The following is an 18,149-nucleotide window of genomic DNA, read 5'->3' as shown; positions in this document are numbered from 1 at the left end:
GATAATTGACGGGTGAAAATTACCCAATTACCCCATGCGCGCCAAAGAATTGATGGCGTATTTTCATAATGATACACCAACCGGACGATTCCCAGTACCAACCCCGGCGATGGCTTCGGCCACGCGTTCGCCGTCCATGGCGGCTGAAACGATGCCGCCGGCGTATCCTGCGCCTTCTCCGCAGGGGTAGAGCCCTTTCACCTGCGGGTGCATGAGGTCATGATCGTTACGTGGAATGCGCACGGGGCTTGAGGTGCGGGATTCCGTGGCAACGAGGATGGCGTCTTCCGTAAAATATCCCCTGATCTTCTTCCCGAAAGCCTTGAAAGCTTCTCCCAGCCTGGAATGTACCGCTGCGGGGAGCACTGTTCTCAGGTCGGTGCTGCGAACACCGGGGATGTAGGAGCAATCCGGCAATGAACCAGATACTTTGCCTTTCACGAAATCGGTCATGCGCTGGGCCGGGGCTACGAATCCTCCGCCGCCCGCTTCGAAGGCAGTGCGCTCCACGGCTTGCTGGTAGTGCATGGCGGCGAGGGGACCTGCTTTGGCGAATGGCGCAAAATCTTCCTCGTCTACCGTTACTACCATGCCTGAGTTGGCGTAGGGGTTGTTGCGTTTCGAGGGCGACCATCCATTTACCACCAGTTCTCCCGGCGAAGTGGCGGCCGGGGCGATGATGCCGCCGGGGCACATGCAGAACGAGAACACGCCGCGGCCGTTCACCTGTTCCACGAGGCTGTAGCTGGCGGGCGGGAGATGATCGCCGCGGAGGGCGCAATGGTATTGGGCGCTGTCTATCAATGATTGCGGATGTTCCACGCGAACGCCCAGTGCGAAGGGCTTCCGTTCTATGAGGATCTTCTTCTCATGCAGCAGTTCGAAGATATCGCGGGCGGAGTGGCCGGTGGCGAGGATGACGTGTTGGGCGTGGAATACGTCGCCCGTGGCGGTTTTCACGCCGGTCACCGCGTCGTTTGCGATGAGGAAATCGGTTACTTTCTGTTCGAAATGCACGGTGCCGCCGCTGTCGGCGATCTGTTCGCGCATGGCGGTGATGATATGGGGGAGCTTGTTGGTGCCGATATGGGGATGCGCGTCTGTGGTGATGGCGTCATCGGCGCCGAACTGCCGGAATATGTTGAGGATGCGCTGGATGTTGCCGCGTTTGTTGGAGCGGGTGTACAGCTTACCGTCGGAATACGTGCCGGCGCCGCCTTCCCCGAAGCAGTAATTGGATTCGGGGTTGACGATGCCCGTTTTATTGAGGGCGGCGAGATCTCTCCGGCGGGCGCGCACATCTTTGCCTCTTTCGAGCACGATGGGCCGCAGGCCGAGCTCTATGAGGCGAAGGGCGGCGAAGAGGCCCGCGGGGCCTGCGCCTATGACGATGACGGGACGGGCATCGGGGCCGAGGGGCTCGTAGCGGAAAGGTTCGAGTTGTTTGGGCTGAAAGGGCTCGCTGGCGAAGACTTCGAGGGTGAGCACGAAGTAAGGCTGGCGGGAACGCGCGTCTATAGAGCGTTTGATGATATTGAACCCGGTGATGTCAGCAGGTTTGACGCCGAGGGCTTCGGCGGCGTGGCGCGTGATGGCGCGATGTTGGGCAGCTTCCTGCGGGAGGAGCTTGAGGGAGATTTGTTTGACCATTGTTAGGTATTTATCCTAAAAACCGGGGCAAAGATAGGTATAAAAAAGGAGGCGCCCCGCAGCAGCGGGGCGCCTGGAATATGATCGGGCTCGCGGGAGCCGGTGTGTTATTATGTTAGAACGGAAGATCGTCTCCGCTGTTGCCGCTGTTACCACCGCCGAAGGAACCTTCCTGGGAAGTGTTGTAGTTGGGCATGGGATCGGCACCGGGTGCACCCTGCATCATGGACTCGATACGCCATGCGTCGAGGTTGGTGATGTAGTTCACTTTACCATCTTTCTCCCAGCGGGTGCCTTTTATATTAAAATAAACTTTAACCATTTCACCTTCATTGTGACGGTCTACAATGGCGGTACGATCCTGAACTGACTGAAACTTGATATAATTGGTAATCACCCGGCCGTTGATATCGTCTGTCTTCTCGATAACAAATTCACGGGTTTTGAAAGATTCGCTGCGCTGTACCGTATTGTACTTCACTACCAGTTTACCGGTAACTTCAAAGCTCATATATAACTAGTTTAAAAATTTCAATTTGCGCCAAAGATAAGTTTTTAGATACAGGAATAATCAACAACTTTTACACAAGTTATTCGCATTTATTAGAAACAAGATCATAAATTTGCAGCCGATTCGAGAAAACGAAAAAAGAGTTACCAAAAAAGTGAAACACCGAAGCGCCAACAATGCGCCCTACTGGGCTTGCTTTTTAAAGCAGGCGAAGGGCAATGTTATTTTACCTGATAAGCAGACCTTTTGTGCGTTAATCAGTAAACACTTTAACAAATTACTTGTTAATCATGCTTGTACGGTTTAGCACTTTTAATAGTGGTCGAATTGCAGGCTAAACGGGTGTTTTAGCCGATTTACATACGAATAAAACAGGCTGCGGCACACTGTATTTGTAGGAAATTAAACAAGGGCAGATTTATTTTTTTTTCAACATTTTCTACAGATATTCGTCGTCCTGTCAAAAAGTTCTTCAACTGCCCGCATTGAGGACTTCAGTATTCGAGAACACCCAAATTATAAACACGACAAATTATTTTTTTCTAAATGAATAAAACTTGCGAACAAGTTTGGGATAGGTGTCTGAATATAATCAGGGATATTGTGGAATGGCAGCCTTTCAAAACATGGTTTGAGCCGATAAAACCCGTAAAGCTTGAGAACAACGTTTTAACCATTCAAGTACCCAGCCAGTTTTTCTATGAATACCTGGAAGAACATTATGTGGGCCTGTTAGGTAAAACCATCAAGCGCGAGCTCGGCAAGGAAGCGCGCCTGGAGTACCGGATAGTAGTGGAGAACAGCACCCCCACCAACATCCTAAAACGGTGAACATGCCTACGCAGTTCACCAAGCCCCAGAAGGAAAGTGAAGTTGATTTCCCGCTCACCATACAGAACCCGGTCAAGAATCCCTTCGTGATCCCCGGGATCAAACGCGTTCAGATCGATTCACAACTGAATCACAATTACACGTTCGAATCTTTCATCGAAGGTGATTGCAACCGCGTGGCACGCCGGGCCGGCAAAACCGTGTCCGACAAACCCGGAGGCACCTCCTTCAACCCGCTCGTAATATATGGTGGCGTTGGCCTCGGCAAAACGCACCTCGCGCAAGCCATCGGCAACGAAGTGAAACGCCAGAACCCGAACAAAGCCGTGCTGTACGTAAGCGCGGAAAAGTTCATCAACCAGTTCATCGATCACTCCAAGAATAATATCATCAACGATTTCATCCACTTCTATCAATTAATAGACGTGCTGATCGTAGACGATATCCAGTTCTTCGCCCGCGCAGAAAAATCGCAGGACGCGTTCTTCGCCATCTTCAACCACCTCCATCAAAGCGGCAAACAGCTCATCCTCACGTCCGACAAACCGCCCAAAGACCTGGACGGTGTGCAGGAACGCCTTTTGAGCCGCTTCCGCTGGGGCCTCAGCGCAGACATTCAGCTGCCCGACTTCGAGACCCGTATGGAAATCCTCGAAATGAAGATGCGCAACGACGGCCTCGAGATGCCCAAAGAAGTCGTGAAGTATGTTGCCTACAACATCCAGAGCAACGTCCGCGAGCTCGAAGGCGCCCTCATCTCCCTCCTCGCCCAATCTTCCCTCAACCGGAAAGAAATCGACCTGGAGCTGGCCAAGCGCGTCCTCAAATCTTTCGTCAAAACTTCCAGCAAGGAAATCACCATCGAAAGCATCCAGAAAATGGTATGCGAATATTTCGATGTCGCCTACGACAAGCTCCTGCAAAAAACCCGCAAGCGCGAAATCGTCCAGGCCCGCCAGATCACCATGTACCTGGCCAAAAGCTTTACCAAAAACTCCCTGAAAACCATCGGCGAACATTTCGGCGGAAGAGACCACACCACCGTGATCCACTCCTGCCAAACCGTTAAAGACCTGATGGACACCGATAACAGTTTCCGGGACAGCGTTATCGAATTGCAACAAAAGGTGCAACTCGCCGCCATGTAACAACCCCTCCTGCAATGCAACAACCTTATTCAAAAATACCGGGCCCCAACGCCCGGTATTTTTTTGCCCCCTATTTTTTATGTCCGCATTTCTTCCTAATTTTTACTTAACAATTTGATAAATAGGACATCGGGATAATTCCACACGTTACTGATTAATTTTGAAGCCCACAATATCGGGGATATGCGGCAGCTAGTACAACCAGACACTTTATGGGAAATGGTCCGCCAGGGCCACAGCACCGCTTTCCGCACTTTGTTCGACACGTACTGGGAAGAATTGTACCATTACGCCGTTCGTGTGCTGAAAGACGGCTCCGCCGCGCAGGACGCCATCCAGTGCCTGTTCGTTCACCTATGGGAAAGCCACACCGACCTCCCACACGTGGCCTCCGTGCCCGCATACCTCCGCGCCGCCCTCCGCAACCGCCTTCTCAACGCCATCCGCGACGAGCAATTATACCAGCAGCATGTTGGCCAGTTCGGTGAAGCCGTGGCTTCGGCAGACAATTCCCTGCTCGACACCATTCATTTCCGCGAAACGGAATCCGCCCTGCTCCGCTCCATCGACCAGCTGCCCGACCGGATGAAGACGGCCTTTTACATGCACCGCATCCAGCACCTGACCGTGGCGGAGATCGCCCAAAGGCTCGGCAGCAGCGAGCAAACCATCCGTAACCAGATCAATACCGCGCTGCGCCGCATCCGCATACAATGGCACGCGCTCCCCTTCCTTCTTTTTTATATCCTTAACTAAATCGTTTTTTCAACGGAAAAAATATTTTCGCGACGGATGGTTATCCGGGTTTTGACGCGTGTCTTTCTGTAAAGCATCCTTTCCTTGAACGAGCAAAACATACGCGCATTACTGGAGAAATACCGCAAGGGCGAGGCCTCCCCGCAGGAGGAGCGCCTGTTGCACGAATGGCTGGACGGGCTGGCCGACCGTGGCGAAGCCCCCGACCTGGAAACCTCCGAAAAAGCCCGTTTACACGATACGATGTGGCGCCACATCGAGGCCCACGCACCGAAGCGCGCCCGGAGAACCTGGCCGTACGTCGCCGCTGCCGCCTCCATCGCCGGCGTGGTGGCCCTGGCCGCCACGTGGCTCCTCCGCCCGGATGCACCCCGCACCACCACCCTGACCACCGCGCCAGGCGAAATGCGGACGTTCACCCTGCCAGACGACACCCGCATCACCGCAGGCCCCAACACCGAACTGGCCTACTCCGGCCGCCAGGTGGCCGTTCTCCGGGGCAAGGCTTACTTCGAAGTGGAAGCGTCTGCCGAAAAACCATTCCTGGTTTGCTCCGGGCCAGACACCGCCACCGTACTGGGGACCCGCTTCACCGTAGAGCGCCCGGCCGACGGGGAATTCCGCCGCGTCACGCTCCTGGAAGGGAAAGTAAAAGCCTCCGGCCACGGGCTCCTGGAACCCGGGCAACGCATCACCTATCCGCAAAAACAAATCGAGCATATACAGCAACCTGACGCACTCGCATGGACGCAGGGCGAAATTCTCCTGCAAAACGCCCCGCTGTCTGAAGTAATCCGCACACTGGAAGATCAATATGGCATCAACGTTTCCACCGCACTGGATAAAAGCGCCGGCAATTACACCTTCCGGTTCCCCGCAGGCATGCCGCTACCGCAGGTGTTAGACATCCTTCAGAAAATCAGTTATAAATCTAAAATCAAATTCACGATGAACGAAAATCGACTCACCATCCACTAATGCCATGAAAAAAGCCGATACCAGCTGCAACTGGTACCGGCTGAAAGTAACAACCGCAATGTGAATCGCACAGGCGCACAGCCTGTTCAGTAATTACCTTTAATCTTACAAAGATGCAAAAAATCAGACAGCATTTTTTTGTACGGACCGTTATGACTTGCCTCTTCGTGCTCGCAGCAACGGTCACTTCCCTGGCCCTTCCGCTTTCGGCCCAGGACCTTCAGAAAGTTGTCCGTAAAATCGACATCCCCGCAGGGCCACTTTCCTCCGCGCTCAAACAACTGGAATCCTCCGCCGCCGTGCGCCTCGCGTACGACGAAGCCGCACTCAAACGCGTGTCCGTCAAAGCGCATTCCTACAACGGCCGCACCGTTGAAGCTATCTTGTCGGAACTGTTGTCTGCCTCCGGACTGAAGTTCGAAGAACGGCACAACACCATCCTGATCTTCGAAGCCCCAAAGCAGCCCGCCGTCGCTATCCCCGGCGGCGCACCGGCAGATAAGATCACCATCACCGGCGTGGTGAACGAAAAGAACGGCCCCGTCCCAGGTGCATCGGTAATGGTCAAAGGCACCTCCACCGGCACCGTCACCACTGTCGACGGCCGCTTCAAATTAACCGCCGACGAAGCCCCCGGCCTTACGCTCGTTGTGTCCATGCTGGGATACGGCACACAGGAAATCGTGGTAGGCTCCCGCCGCGACATCACCGTACTGCTCGAATCCTCCACCGTGAACCTCAACCAGCTTGTCGTGATCGGTTATGGTACGCAAAGCAAAGCCAAAGTGACCGGCGCCGTAGCGGAAGTTCCTCTCGATAAGCTCACCAGCCGCTCGCTCGGCAGCCTCAACGAAGCCCTTCAGGGCAAGGCACCCGGCGTAGTGGTGCAGAACGAAGGCGGCGACCCCATGTCTGGCCCCCGTGTAAGCGTTCGCGGTATGGGCGGCATCAACGGTGAAAATGTGCTCGTTGTCGTGGACGGCGCCATTTACTACGGCCCCATCAACCCTAACGACGTAGAAAGCGTGACCTTCCTGAAAGACGCATCTTCCTCCATCTACGGCGCCCGTGCCGCCGGTGGCGTAATGCTCGTTACCACCAAGAAAGGTAAACAGGGGAAAGCACAGGTGGATGTGGACGTGAAACAAGGCTGGCAATCGCCCATCAAAAAACTCGAACCGCTGAACGCGAAGGAATTCGCCGATGTGATGAACCAGGCGTACGACGCAGCCGGCAAACCCCGCCAGGATGCCTTCGACCCCGCAAAATATCCCGACGGACAGATCACCCGCACCAACTGGATGGACGAGATCTTCCGCACCGCCAAAATCCAGGACTACAACGCCAGCGTGAAAGGCGGCAACGATATGGGCCGCTATTACCTCAGCTTTGGCTACCGCAAAGGCGAAGGCATTCTGCTCAATACCTACAACGAGCGTTACACCGTGCGCATGAACACCGACTACCAGCTGAAACCCTGGCTGAAGATCGGCGAAAACATGACCATGTCCGTAACCGACGGTAATGGCGCCAACACCACCAGCGCCTATACCGGCGCCATCATCTCCGCGATCTTCTATCCCCCGCACATCCGTCCGTACACGGCAGACGGCGGTTTCAGCGGCTTGCCCGCACAATATGCCGGCGCGTATGGCGATGTGATCAACCCCGTAGCTTACCTGCAACGGATCGATTCCAAAGCCCCCGAAACGAAAATCTTCTTCAACCCTTACGCAGACATCAACCTCACGAAAGGGCTCGTTTTCCGTTCCAGCTTCTCCATCACGAAATCTTTCCGCGACGCCAAAACCTACAGCGCCAAAGTGCTGGAGATCGGTAAGATCTTCAATTACAACGAGCTGTCGGAAACGATGAACAATTTCACCGAAATGCTGGCCGAACAAACGCTGACCTACAACACGAAATTCAATGGTGGCCACAACCTTACGGCCATGGGCGGCTTCTCGTTCCAAAAGCACCGTGGCACCTGGCTGGGCGTAAACGCACAGGGCTTCTATAACGAAAGGCCCGCTTACCGCTATTTCGACAACTCCACCATATTCTTCCGCCCCAACAGCGGACTGAACAAAACCGCCATCGCCTCCTGGTACGGCCGCGTGAATTACGATTACCAGAACAAATACCTCCTGCAGTTGATCGGCCGGTACGACGGATCTTCGCTGCTGCCGAAACACAGCCGCTGGGAGCCGTACTACGGCATTTCCGCCGGATGGGTGCTCACGGAAGAAGAATTCCTCAAAAATTCTTCCTGGCTCAACTTCCTGAAGCTCCGCCTCAGCCACGGCATCCAGGGGAATCTGGGCTCGCTCGTGCCTACGGCCGTAGACGCGCCCATGGCAAGCGGTCAGATCTGGATCGGGAAAGACCCGCAACAAGTACCCACTTACCAGGAAACCGCGCTGCCGAATCCCCAACTGAAATGGGCCAGCACAAGAATCAACAACATCGGCCTCGATTTCAACGTGTTCGACAGCCGCCTTTCCGTTAATGCGGATTATTTCGAAAAAACGACAGAGAACATGTTGATCCACGTAGACGTTCCCGGCATGCTCGGCGTTCCGGACGGGATGTGGAAAAATGCGGGGAATGCACTGGATAAAGGGATCGAAATGGGGCTGACCTGGCACGGCAAGCAAACCGGAGATTTCCGGTACGACGTAGGTGCCACGTTCACCAAAATCTCCAACAAACTCGTTTCGCTCGCAGACGGCCAGAAAGTAATCCCCCGCAACGATATCAACATCCGCAGCACCATCACGCCAATCCGCCAGGAAGTAGGCCTGCCGCTGTATTCCTTCTACGTAGTGCGCACAGACGGTATCTTCCAAACGCAGGAACAAGTGGATGCTTACAAGGATAAGGACGGCAACAAGATCCAGCCCTTCGCGAAGCCCGGCGACCTGAAATTCATCGACCAGAACGGCGACGGAAAAATCACCAACGACGACCGCGTGGTGGCCGGCAATGCTTTCCCGAAATTCACGTACGGCTTCACGTTCAACGCCAGCTATAAAAACTTCGATTTCAACATGCTGCTGCAGGGCGTTCAGGGCAACAAGCTCTTCAACGCGCTGAAATTCACCGCGCTCAATGCCGGTAACGGACAGAACTACAACATGTTGAAAGACATCCTCAACGCCTGGACGCCGCAGAACACCGGTACCAACATCCCCCGCATCAACAGCAGCGACCCGAACGGCAACTTCGGCACCACCTCCGACTGGTACGTGGAAGACGGCAGCTACATGCGCGTGAAGAACCTGACCCTCGGCTACACCGTTCCCGAAACACTGCTGCGCCGCGCCGGCCTCGGCAAGGTGCGCCTGTACGTGACCGGCAACAACCTGCTCACTTTCACGAAGTACAAAGGCTTTGACCCGGAAGTGGGGCTGGATGAGTTCGGCATTGACAAAGGCCGCTATCCGCAGGCGAAAAACGTAACCGTTGGCCTGAACGTAAACTTTTAACCGTAAAATCCAGGACTATCATGAAATCAATGATCCGATATATGTTCGCGGGGACCCTGGCGCTGGGGCTCGCCACTTCCTGCACCAAGCAGCTCGACATCTCACCGGAAGGCACCCCCACCACCAATAACTTCTGGAAATCCGAGCTGGACGCCATTTCCGGCGCCAACGCCATGTACCAGCCCATGGACGATGAGAACTTCTACGGCCGCGGGTACTGGTGGTTCATCAACGCCAGCGACGATATGGTGACCGGCCGTATCAAAGCCGAAGCAGACAACATCAAGAACTTCAACCGCAGCTTCATCGGCGGCTCCTACACCGAAGGCCAGTGGAAGATGCGCTACAGTGTCATCAAGCGCGCCAACGACGTCATCAACCGCGTGCCCGCCATCGACATGAACGACGCCACCAAGCGCCGCGTGATCGGCGAAGCGTACTTCATGAGCGGCCTGATGTACTTCGAGCTGGCCACCACGTATGCAGACGATAAGGCCGGCGTGCCCATCGTGCGCAGAGACGTTCCCCTCGACGAAAAGCCAATCCCCCGCGCCGCCAACATCGCCGCCAACTGGGATTACATCGAAAGCGAGCTGAAACAGGCCTCCGCCTACCTGCCCACGTTCCAGCAACTGGCGCCGGCAGATTACGGCCGCCCGCATAAATCCGCCGCCCTCGGCTACCTCGCCAAAATGTACCTCTACAAAAAGGACTGGGCCAAAGCCGAAGCGTATTGCGACTCCCTCATCGGCAGCGGCCGCCATCAGCTGCTCGACAATTTCGCCGACGTGTTCACCATCGCCAACAACTGGTCTTCGGAATACATCTGGAGCGCCTATTCCACATCCAAAGGCCAGGGCGGCTTCGGCAGCATCCTGCCCGGCGTAATGCTGGAAAACAAAGGCTGGGGAAAATACAACGGCTGGGGATATTACATGCCCACCAAAGAACTGTATGACACCTACGATCCCAGAGACAAACGTCGCGCCGCTACCATCCTCGCGCCAGGCGACCGTTTCAAGTTCTGGGGCGATTCCGTGACCTACAATTCGCTGAACAGTCTTTCCGGCTACCAGTTCAACAAATACATGGAACCGTTCACTTATGCAGACGGCGTTCATGCCAGCAAAAACGGCGACCATCCTACCACCGACCTTTGCCTGCCGCTGCTCCGTTACGCCGAAATCTACCTGATCAAGGCGGAAGCGAGGCTCATGCAGGGCAAGAATGCGGATACCGAGCTGAACGCGCTCCGCAAACGCACCGGCCTGCCCAATTTCGCCAACGCCACCCTGGCCGACCTGAAGAAAGAGCGCAGGCTGGAACTGGCCGGCGAATGGGCGAACCGCCATGCCGACCTCGTTCGCTGGGGCGATGCACAAGCCGCCTACGCCAAACCGCTGCACGGTGCAAGCGGCGCAGAAATCTGGCCTGCACGCGCTTTCGACCCTACGCGCCACCACATCTGGCCCGTTCCGCAAAGCGAGATCGACAACAGCGGCGGCATCATTTTCCAGAACGCCGGTTGGAAATAACCATTACCGAAACATGATCATTTTACTGCAAACTCCCGTTATGACGGGAGTTTGCTATTTTTAAGAGACCGATGAGACACACATTCACTTTCCTTTTGCTCTTCCTGGGGCTCGCGGGCGCCCGGGCACAGTACACCGCCGGCAACGCGCATTCCCATAACGACTATGCGCAGGCCGTTCCGTTCGAAAAAGCGTTTTCGCTGAACTTCGGATCGATCGAGGCGGACGTATTCCTGCAGAACGGCGTACTCTATGTAGCGCATATGCCCAGGGAGATCGATACCGCCAAAACATTGCGCAAACTGTACCTGGAGCCCCTCCGGGAGAAAGTGCTGGCCAAAACCGGCGTGTTCGGCGAAACGAAACAGCATCTTCAGATACTGATCGATTTCAAAACGCCCGCGACCCCTACCATGGACGCACTGCTGCGCCTGCTCCGCGAATTCCCCGAACTGATGAACAACCCCAAGCTGGAGTTCACCATCAGCGGGAACAGGCCCCCGCAGGAACAATGGGCCACCTTCCCCGCCTGCATCCGCTTCGACGGGCGGCCCGGCTTCCCCTACACCCCGGACGCGCTGAAGAAAGTGGCGCTCATCAGCGACAACTTCCAGAATTATTCCCAGTGGAACGGAAAAGGAATCCCTGTCGCCAAAGACCTTGCACGTATCGAAGAGGTCATCGCGCAGGCGCATGCGCAGGGAAAGAAATTCCGGTTCTGGGCTACGCCAGACAATGTGAACACCTGGAAAACAATGATCAAGCTCGGCGTGGATTACATCAATACCGACAAAACCGACGAGCTGGCCAATTACCTCCGCACCCGCGTGCAGTCGCAGTTCCAGGCCGATTCGGCACATACGGTTTACCAACCCGCCTATCGTAATAACGACCAACTGTCGAAAGTGAAAAACGTGATCCTGCTCATCGGAGACGGGATGGGCCTGGCGCAAATTTATTCGGGATATACGGGGAACTTCGGTAAGCTGAACCTCTTCGGCATGCTGAACATCGGTTTCAGCAAAACTTCATCGTCAGACAGCTACATCACCGATTCCGCCGCAGGCGGCACCGCCATGGCTTCGGGGAAGAAAACGAAAAACAGGTCGGTCGGGGTGGATTCGACAGGCACGCCCATTCCGTCTATCGCCGACCTGATCGCGCCGCTGGGCATGAAATCCGCCCTTATTTCCTCCGGCGATATCACCGACGCTACGCCGGCCGCATTTTACGGTCATACCCCCGAGCGCGACCGCTCCAAAGAGATCGCCCTTGGATTGCTGGAAAGCCCCGTGAGCATACTCGTCGGCGCCGGCCAGGAGCATTTTGAAGGGATGTGGGAAACCCTCCGCAACAAAGGCTACACCATCGAATACCGCCTCTCTTCGCTCGACACCATCCGCAGGGATAAATACATCGTATTGGCAGACAGTGCGCAGCTGCGCATGGCGCAAGGCCGCGGCGCCTTCCTCATCAAATCCCTGAAAGCCGCTATCCATACCCTGGAACGGCAGCATAAAGGATTTTTCATCATGGAGGAAGCGGCACAGATCGACTGGGGCGGCCACGTCAACTCCGTTCCTTATCTCACTTCCGAAATGCTTGACTTTGACCAGGCCATCGGCGAAGCGATGCGATTTGCCGACAGCAACGGCGAAACCCTCGTGATCGTAACCGCCGACCACGAAACCGGCGGCCTCACGCTGCTGGATGGCGATATCTCCAAAGGTTATGTAGACGGGCATTTCAGCACCAACGACCACACGGCCGTCATGGTCCCCGTTTTTGCGTATGGCCCGCATTCGCTGGACTTCCGCGGCGTCTACGAAAACACCGCGATCTTCGAAAAGATCATGCAGATCCTGCGCCGGTATCAGAACTGACGCCGCTGGAACGGAATGCCCTCGCCCGTTTCGCAATACAGCTTCAAGCTGTACAGGAACCAGGCCCAATTGTAATTGCAATGCCGGTAAAACTCCGTAAGCTCGCGCCATTGGCTGTGCCGGAGCGTAACGGCCGTGGATTTTGGCCGCTGCTCGATGTCGAACGAAAGGAAAGTGCCGATCCATTCCTGGTCGGAATCCACACATTCCCAGCGGATGCGCCCGGGCGCTTCCATCGACAGTACCTTGAACCGTGTGCTGTAATTGTCATTAAAATCGAATTCATTGATAAAACCCGCTTCGGGCTTCACGATCAGTTTTTCCGTCCAGATTTCCGAAAGCCCTGTTTTGGTGGTGAGCGCTTCAAACACTTTTGCTGCCGGCGCTTTTACATACTGGATTTGTTCGATGTTGTACATGCTTGGATGAAGTTGAAAAATCTATCAATACGTATTACAAAAAATATAATATTATTTCCGGCACGAAAGTGCTATCCCTATATGAGGAGAATCCATTAAATTGAGTATACCGCTGATCGTCAACCAAAGTCTAAATCTACTTATTCCCCAATCCACCGAACATGCCGACCGCTACATCCGTCCAGACAACGAGATTACTCCAGGGAGCACTATACGCAGGGCTCCTCGTCTGGTTGCTGGACGGAACTGCGGCGGTGATCCAGAGCAATTTCCGGCCAGACCGTGTTTTCAAGTATGTGGCGAGCGCGGGTGCGGGGCCTTCGGCTTTCGAAGGCGGCAATGCATTTATTCTCCTCGGGCTTTTCTTTCATTTTCTCGTCGCTTACGGGTGGAGCCTGCTTTTCTTCTGGGCGTATCCCCGGTTGGCTTTGTTGCAGGGCAACCGCTGGCTGACGGGTCTGCTCTACGGGCTGGTGGTCTGGGCCTGCATGCGGTTACTCATCGTACCGCTCACGCTGGCGCCTGTCGGAAAGCTCACCTGGAACGGCGTGCTGACCGGCATGGCCATTCATATGGTGTGCGTGGGCTTGCCCATCGCGTTGTCGGCTTATTATTGGTACCGCCGGCCGCAGGCCTGATCAGGCCAATGTTTCCTTAAAAACTTTCAAAGTTCGCTCCCAGGCGAGTTTCGCGGCGGCTTCGTTGTAGCGCGCGGCGGAAGTATCGTTGTGGAAAGCATGTTGCGTTCCGGGATAGATGAACAGTTCATATTTCGTGCCTGCGGCTTTCAGCGCCGTTTCGTAGGCGGCGATGCCGGCGTTCACCCGCTCGTCGGACTCCGCATAATTGAGCAGCAGGCGCGCCCTGATCTTCGGCACATCCGCCACATCGGGCTGCATACCGTAAAACGCCACGGCCGCATTGAGCTTCGGATCGTTCACGGCGAGCTGGTTGGCCAGCGCACCACCCCAGCAAAACCCCACACAGCCGGTTTTCCCGTTGGCATCGGCACGGTTCCGCAAATACTCGAGCGACAACAGGTAATTACGCAGGTTCTGCGCTTTATCCAACTGACCGATTTTGGTGCGGCCTTCGTCTTCATTGGCTGGCGTTCCTCCAAAAACCGATAGCGCATCCACGCCCAGCGCCGTGTAACCCGCCGCAGCCGCGCGCCGCGTCACGTCTTTGATATGTGGCGTCAATCCGCGGTTTTCATGGATCACCACCACGCCACCGCGCTTGCCGCCCGCTTTCGGGCGAACGAGGTACGATTTCATGGTAACGCCATCGCCCGGATACGTCACTTCTTCTTCGATCAGATCGTTGGAAAGCGGCTCGGCGGCACGGGCGTAATTGGATTCGAGCAGCGGAAGCACCGCCATGGCTGCAGCCATGGTGCCGGTGAGCTTTACGAGGCGACCGAGGAATTCGTCGCGGCGCAGCGGCCGGTGCGTATATTCGTCGAACAGGTCGATGATGCGTTGGTCCATATGCAACAGGGTTTTCATCAAGTTAAAAAACTTTTGCCGGAAACGGAAAGCGGGCGCCCCGATAATCGGGCGCCCGCTTGTTAATGCTGTTTTCAAAATGCAGCGGTATTGTTAATGCAGCGCCGGTTTCATGTGGGTGGATACGCCGATGCGGTTCCAGGCGTTGATGACGATCACGGCCATGATCAGTTCTGCGATGTACCCTTCGTCGAACACCTTTGCCGCGCGGGCATATGTTTCGTCTGAAAGTCCCTGGTGGATGAGGGTTACTTCTTCCGTCACCGCCAAAATCGCCTGTTCTTCTTCCGTGAAAAAATCCGTTTCGCGCCAGTTGGTGAGGGCAAACAGTTTGCGGAGCGATTCTCCCTGGGCGAGGGCGTCTTGCGTATGTTTGTCGATGCAATAGGTACAGCCGTTGATCTGCGACGCGCGGATGCGGATCAGCTCATGATGCAGCGGCGCGATGCGGGTTGAAGGAAGATAGGATTCCAGTTTCACGACGGCTGCATATCCGGCCGGGGCCGCCTTTTTGATGTTAACTCTTTGTGACATGATATTTCGTTTTACAGCACAAAGGTCTGGCAGGATGGGGTCATGATTTCTTGAACCAGTTCAAGAAAATCAAGCGTTCCGCTTTGCCCGGATTTTGCTGATGAATTCCGGCGTGAGGCCGAGATACGATGCCAGCATGTATTGCGGCACACGTTGCACGAATTCCGGGAACGAAGCCCGGAAATGTTCGTACCGTTCCTCGCCCGTATTGCCGAAGATATACATCACCCGTTGCAACGCGGCGGCAAGAGCGCGCTGGCTGATGATGCGGAAGTAGCGTTCGAATTGTGGAAGTGTATCGAAAAGTTCGTCTTGCCGTTCGCGGTACAAAACCGCGCATTGCGTATCTTCAATGGCCTGAATGCTGAATTCGGATGGTTTCCGGGATTCGAGGCTGAAGTAATCGGTGATCCACCAGTTCTCGATCGCGAAATGATTGATGATCTCCGTGTCTTTTTCACTCAGCTGGAAAGACCGGCAGAGTCCTTTCACGATGAAGTAATTGGCGTTGCAGACATGCCCCGCGCGCAGGAGCATTTCCTTTTTGCGGAACGTCCGCAGCTCGATGTAATCCGCCAGGATGGCGTCTGCATCGGCCGGCAGCGGGGAGAATTTGCGGATATGGGCCGTTAGTTCGGAGATCATACAGGCAATTTAGGTTTTTTTGGCGTCAACAATCGTGCGCCGTTTTTTGTAGAGCTATCATCTAAATCCCACTTATGCTGCTTCGCGACAAACTCTCGCTGGTCCAGATTTTCAGGATGACCTGGAAGCTGGACATCGCGATGATCATTTTCTGTACCATGGCCTACTACATCGATCTGTACTGGCTGCGCGACCACATTTCCATTCCATTGACGATCACGGCGGTGCTGGGAACGGCGCTGGCGTTTTTCATCGGGTTCAACAACAACCAGGCGTACGACAGGTGGTGGGAAGGCCGCAAGATCTGGGGGTCGCTGGTGAACGATTCGCGCACCTGGGCGAGGGACCTTACGGCGTTCTGCGAATCCGATGCGCTGGAGCAGGCGCCTACGCTGGCGCGCCGGATGGTGTTCCGGCACCTGGCGTTCGTATATGCGTTGAAGGCGGCGCTGCGCAAAGACGGGGATACGTATTACCAGGGGTACCTCAACCCCGATGAAGTCGACACCGTTGCGGCGAGTAAAAATCCGGCTAACGCCATTCTCCAGCTACAGGCGGTCGATCTGCGCACCCTCCGCGATCTGGGCGCAGTGGACGGCTTCCTTTTCCGCGAGCTCAACACCCGGTTGACGGCTTTTACCGACCAGCTGGGCATGTGCGAGCGCATCCGGAACACCGTTTTCCCGCCCAGCTACCTCTTTTTTACGCGGGTTTTCATCTGGTTTTACGTGATGATGACCACGTTCAGCCTCACGGAAAACATCGGTGGATGGGCGGTCCTTTTCGGCTGGGCGGTAGGCTTCGTTTTCCACGTTACCCATCAGAACGGATTGAGTATCATGGACCCTTTCGAAACCAACCCCATGTCGCTGCCGCTCAATAGCATTTCCCGGACCATCGAGATCAACCTGCTGGAGATGTTGGGTCATAGCCCACTCCCGTCTCCCGTGGAGCCCGTGGGCAAATTGTACATCCTCTGACGCTGGGGAATACGGATTTTATATCGTAATTTACGGGTATCAGTCCTCAGCCAAACTGTTATCCTATGTTCGTAGTAGACCGTCCTGCTATCATGAATTTCGACGTCCCGGAACATCTGAAAAACCGCATTACCGTTTCAGACCGGCTACCGTCCCAATACCAGTCACACCGCGTGCCCGGAACCACCGTGCATTACACCGAAGGTCCGTTCGGCGCATATTTCAAACAGGAATTTATGTGCAACGATTTCGTGATCGGGTGGTTGAATTTCGACATCAAAGAGCATGTGTTCCTGAACCCGATTACGGAAACTCCGCTGCTGGCGCTTTATACCGGCATCGCGGGAGACATTCCCTGCGAATTGCAGGGTTCCGCAGAAAAGCTCATGCTTCCTGAAAAGAAATTCGCCTTCTATTATGTGCCGCCCATGGCGTTCAACCGCGCAGAGTTTGCCCCCGCACATTATACTTCGGTGTACATTTCCTTTTCCAATTCCTTCATGCAGTATTTCAGCAACAAACACGAAGCGTATAAACCGCTCGTAGAGAAACAGTTGCGGGGAGAGCAGGAAGGAGAACAGAAAAACCTCATCCCCACGGGGCACGACGAGAAAGAGATCCTCAAAGCCATGCGCAGTTACGACAAAAGCCCCGCCATGATGGAGCCCACCATGCAAGGCCACGTCATGCTCCTCACCGCGCATTATTTCAACCTCCTCCTCAATCGCCACCAGGTGCCCAAAATGCTCCTCAACGCGTGCGATTACATCCAGGAAAACCTGGGCGAAGACCTCAATACCGCAGGCATCGCCCGGAAGGTAGGCTCCCATTCCCTGGCGCTCAACAAGCTGTTCAAAGACACTTACGGCAAAAACGTGCGCCAATACCTCACCTATAAGCGCCTGGAAGAAGCGGAATACCGCCTCCGTACCACCAGCGAGCTCGTATGGGAAATCGCCGCCTTTACCAACCTGACAGACGCATCGCACCTCGTACGCCTCATTCGCGCCAAACACGGCGTTACCCCCGAGGAGTACCGCGAAAGGAACAAATTGCACCAGGCAGGCTGATTATTTTCATTTCGTACAATTTCTGGCCCGGCATATACAATGCCGCATGGCCAACTTTTGCCATTTTTACAATACAAGGTGACACGCCTGGCTGAGGCTGAATCACTTTCCGAAGAACCGGCCCGGGCCCTCTTCCAACACTGGTAATGCATTTATAAAACACTGTGAGACAATACGTATTAAGGTTTCTCCAGTTTAGCTTAAGATAAAGAA

The 18,149-nt window shown here is 55.0% G+C and carries 16 protein-coding genes; 10 read left to right on the top strand and 6 right to left on the bottom strand.

All coding sequences use genetic code 11. The annotated features are described in order from the left end of the window. Nucleotides 1–63: 63 nt before the first annotated feature. Nucleotides 64–1,650: an NAD(P)/FAD-dependent oxidoreductase gene (locus tag WJU22_RS08045; RefSeq protein WP_341842723.1), complete on the bottom strand. Its 1,587-nt coding sequence runs from the start codon at nucleotides 1,648–1,650 to the stop codon at nucleotides 64–66. A gap of 115 nt (nucleotides 1,651–1,765) precedes the next feature. Beyond that, entirely contained in the window at nucleotides 1,766–2,161 is a 396-nt protein-coding gene (locus WJU22_RS08040) for a DUF3127 domain-containing protein (RefSeq protein ID WP_126244890.1), read from the bottom strand. A gap of 603 nt (nucleotides 2,162–2,764) precedes the next feature. On the opposite strand from WJU22_RS08040, the gene WJU22_RS08035 reads away from it, so the two are divergent. The 7 genes from WJU22_RS08035 (at nucleotide 2,765) to WJU22_RS08005 (ending at nucleotide 12,780) form a co-directional block, all read left to right on the top strand. Beyond that, a complete protein-coding gene (locus tag WJU22_RS08035; RefSeq protein WP_341842722.1) occupies nucleotides 2,765–2,992 on the top strand; it encodes a DnaA N-terminal domain-containing protein in 228 nt (75 codons plus the stop codon). Nucleotides 2,993–2,994: 2 nt separating this feature from the next. Beyond that, nucleotides 2,995–4,140 (top strand): chromosomal replication initiator protein DnaA, encoded by a 1,146-nt coding sequence (dnaA, locus tag WJU22_RS08030; RefSeq protein WP_341842721.1) that lies wholly within the window; start codon nucleotides 2,995–2,997, stop codon nucleotides 4,138–4,140. A 183-nt stretch (nucleotides 4,141–4,323) separates the two neighbouring features. After that, a complete protein-coding gene (locus tag WJU22_RS08025) occupies nucleotides 4,324–4,896 on the top strand; it encodes an RNA polymerase sigma factor (RefSeq protein WP_341842720.1) in 573 nt (190 codons plus the stop codon). 84 nt (nucleotides 4,897–4,980) lie between these two features. Further along, nucleotides 4,981–5,874 (top strand): FecR family protein, encoded by an 894-nt coding sequence (locus WJU22_RS08020; protein WP_341842719.1) that lies wholly within the window; start codon nucleotides 4,981–4,983, stop codon nucleotides 5,872–5,874. A 113-nt stretch (nucleotides 5,875–5,987) separates the two neighbouring features. Then, nucleotides 5,988–9,362: a TonB-dependent receptor gene (locus WJU22_RS08015; protein WP_341842718.1), complete on the top strand. Its 3,375-nt coding sequence runs from the start codon at nucleotides 5,988–5,990 to the stop codon at nucleotides 9,360–9,362. A gap of 20 nt (nucleotides 9,363–9,382) precedes the next feature. Beyond that, entirely contained in the window at nucleotides 9,383–10,897 is a 1,515-nt protein-coding gene (locus tag WJU22_RS08010) for a RagB/SusD family nutrient uptake outer membrane protein (protein ID WP_341842717.1), read from the top strand. A 71-nt stretch (nucleotides 10,898–10,968) separates the two neighbouring features. Further along, a complete protein-coding gene (locus WJU22_RS08005) occupies nucleotides 10,969–12,780 on the top strand; it encodes an alkaline phosphatase (RefSeq protein ID WP_341842716.1) in 1,812 nt (603 codons plus the stop codon). On the opposite strand, the gene WJU22_RS08000 is transcribed toward WJU22_RS08005, so the two are convergent. Continuing rightward, nucleotides 12,771–13,199, bottom strand: coding sequence for an SRPBCC domain-containing protein (locus tag WJU22_RS08000; protein ID WP_341842715.1), 429 nt, complete (start codon nucleotides 13,197–13,199; stop codon nucleotides 12,771–12,773). The two genes, WJU22_RS08005 and WJU22_RS08000, sit on opposite strands and share 10 nt — an antisense overlap. Nucleotides 13,200–13,360: 161 nt before the next feature. On the opposite strand from WJU22_RS08000, the gene WJU22_RS07995 reads away from it, so the two are divergent. Continuing rightward, nucleotides 13,361–13,837: a hypothetical protein gene (locus tag WJU22_RS07995; RefSeq protein WP_341842714.1), complete on the top strand. Its 477-nt coding sequence runs from the start codon at nucleotides 13,361–13,363 to the stop codon at nucleotides 13,835–13,837. On the opposite strand, the gene WJU22_RS07990 is transcribed toward WJU22_RS07995, so the two are convergent. The 3 genes from WJU22_RS07990 to WJU22_RS07980 form a co-directional block, all read right to left on the bottom strand. Further along, nucleotides 13,838–14,689, bottom strand: coding sequence for a dienelactone hydrolase family protein (locus tag WJU22_RS07990; protein WP_341842713.1), 852 nt, complete (start codon nucleotides 14,687–14,689; stop codon nucleotides 13,838–13,840). A gap of 111 nt (nucleotides 14,690–14,800) precedes the next feature. Beyond that, complete coding sequence (locus WJU22_RS07985; RefSeq protein WP_341842712.1) at nucleotides 14,801–15,241, bottom strand: carboxymuconolactone decarboxylase family protein; 441 nt, start codon at nucleotides 15,239–15,241, stop codon at nucleotides 14,801–14,803. Nucleotides 15,242–15,310: 69 nt separating this feature from the next. Further along, nucleotides 15,311–15,886 carry a Crp/Fnr family transcriptional regulator gene (locus tag WJU22_RS07980; RefSeq protein ID WP_341842711.1) on the bottom strand — a complete coding sequence of 192 codons (576 nt, stop codon included), beginning with the start codon at nucleotides 15,884–15,886 and terminating at the stop codon, nucleotides 15,311–15,313. 74 nt (nucleotides 15,887–15,960) lie between these two features. Between WJU22_RS07980 and WJU22_RS07975 the strand changes: the two genes are divergently transcribed. Together WJU22_RS07975 and WJU22_RS07970 are read left to right on the top strand one after the other, a co-directional pair. After that, nucleotides 15,961–16,866, top strand: coding sequence for a bestrophin family protein (locus WJU22_RS07975; RefSeq protein ID WP_341842710.1), 906 nt, complete (start codon nucleotides 15,961–15,963; stop codon nucleotides 16,864–16,866). A gap of 65 nt (nucleotides 16,867–16,931) precedes the next feature. Continuing rightward, on the top strand, nucleotides 16,932–17,936 hold the full coding sequence (locus WJU22_RS07970) for an AraC family transcriptional regulator (RefSeq protein ID WP_341842709.1): 1,005 nt from the start codon (nucleotides 16,932–16,934) through the stop codon (nucleotides 17,934–17,936). Nucleotides 17,937–18,149: the final 213 nt, after the last annotated feature.

This window comes from Chitinophaga caseinilytica (assembly GCF_038396765.1).
GTDB lineage: Bacteria > Bacteroidota > Bacteroidia > Chitinophagales > Chitinophagaceae > Chitinophaga > Chitinophaga caseinilytica.
The sequence above is the reverse complement of the archived record's forward strand: the minus strand, read 5'-3'. Positions and strand labels throughout refer to the sequence as shown.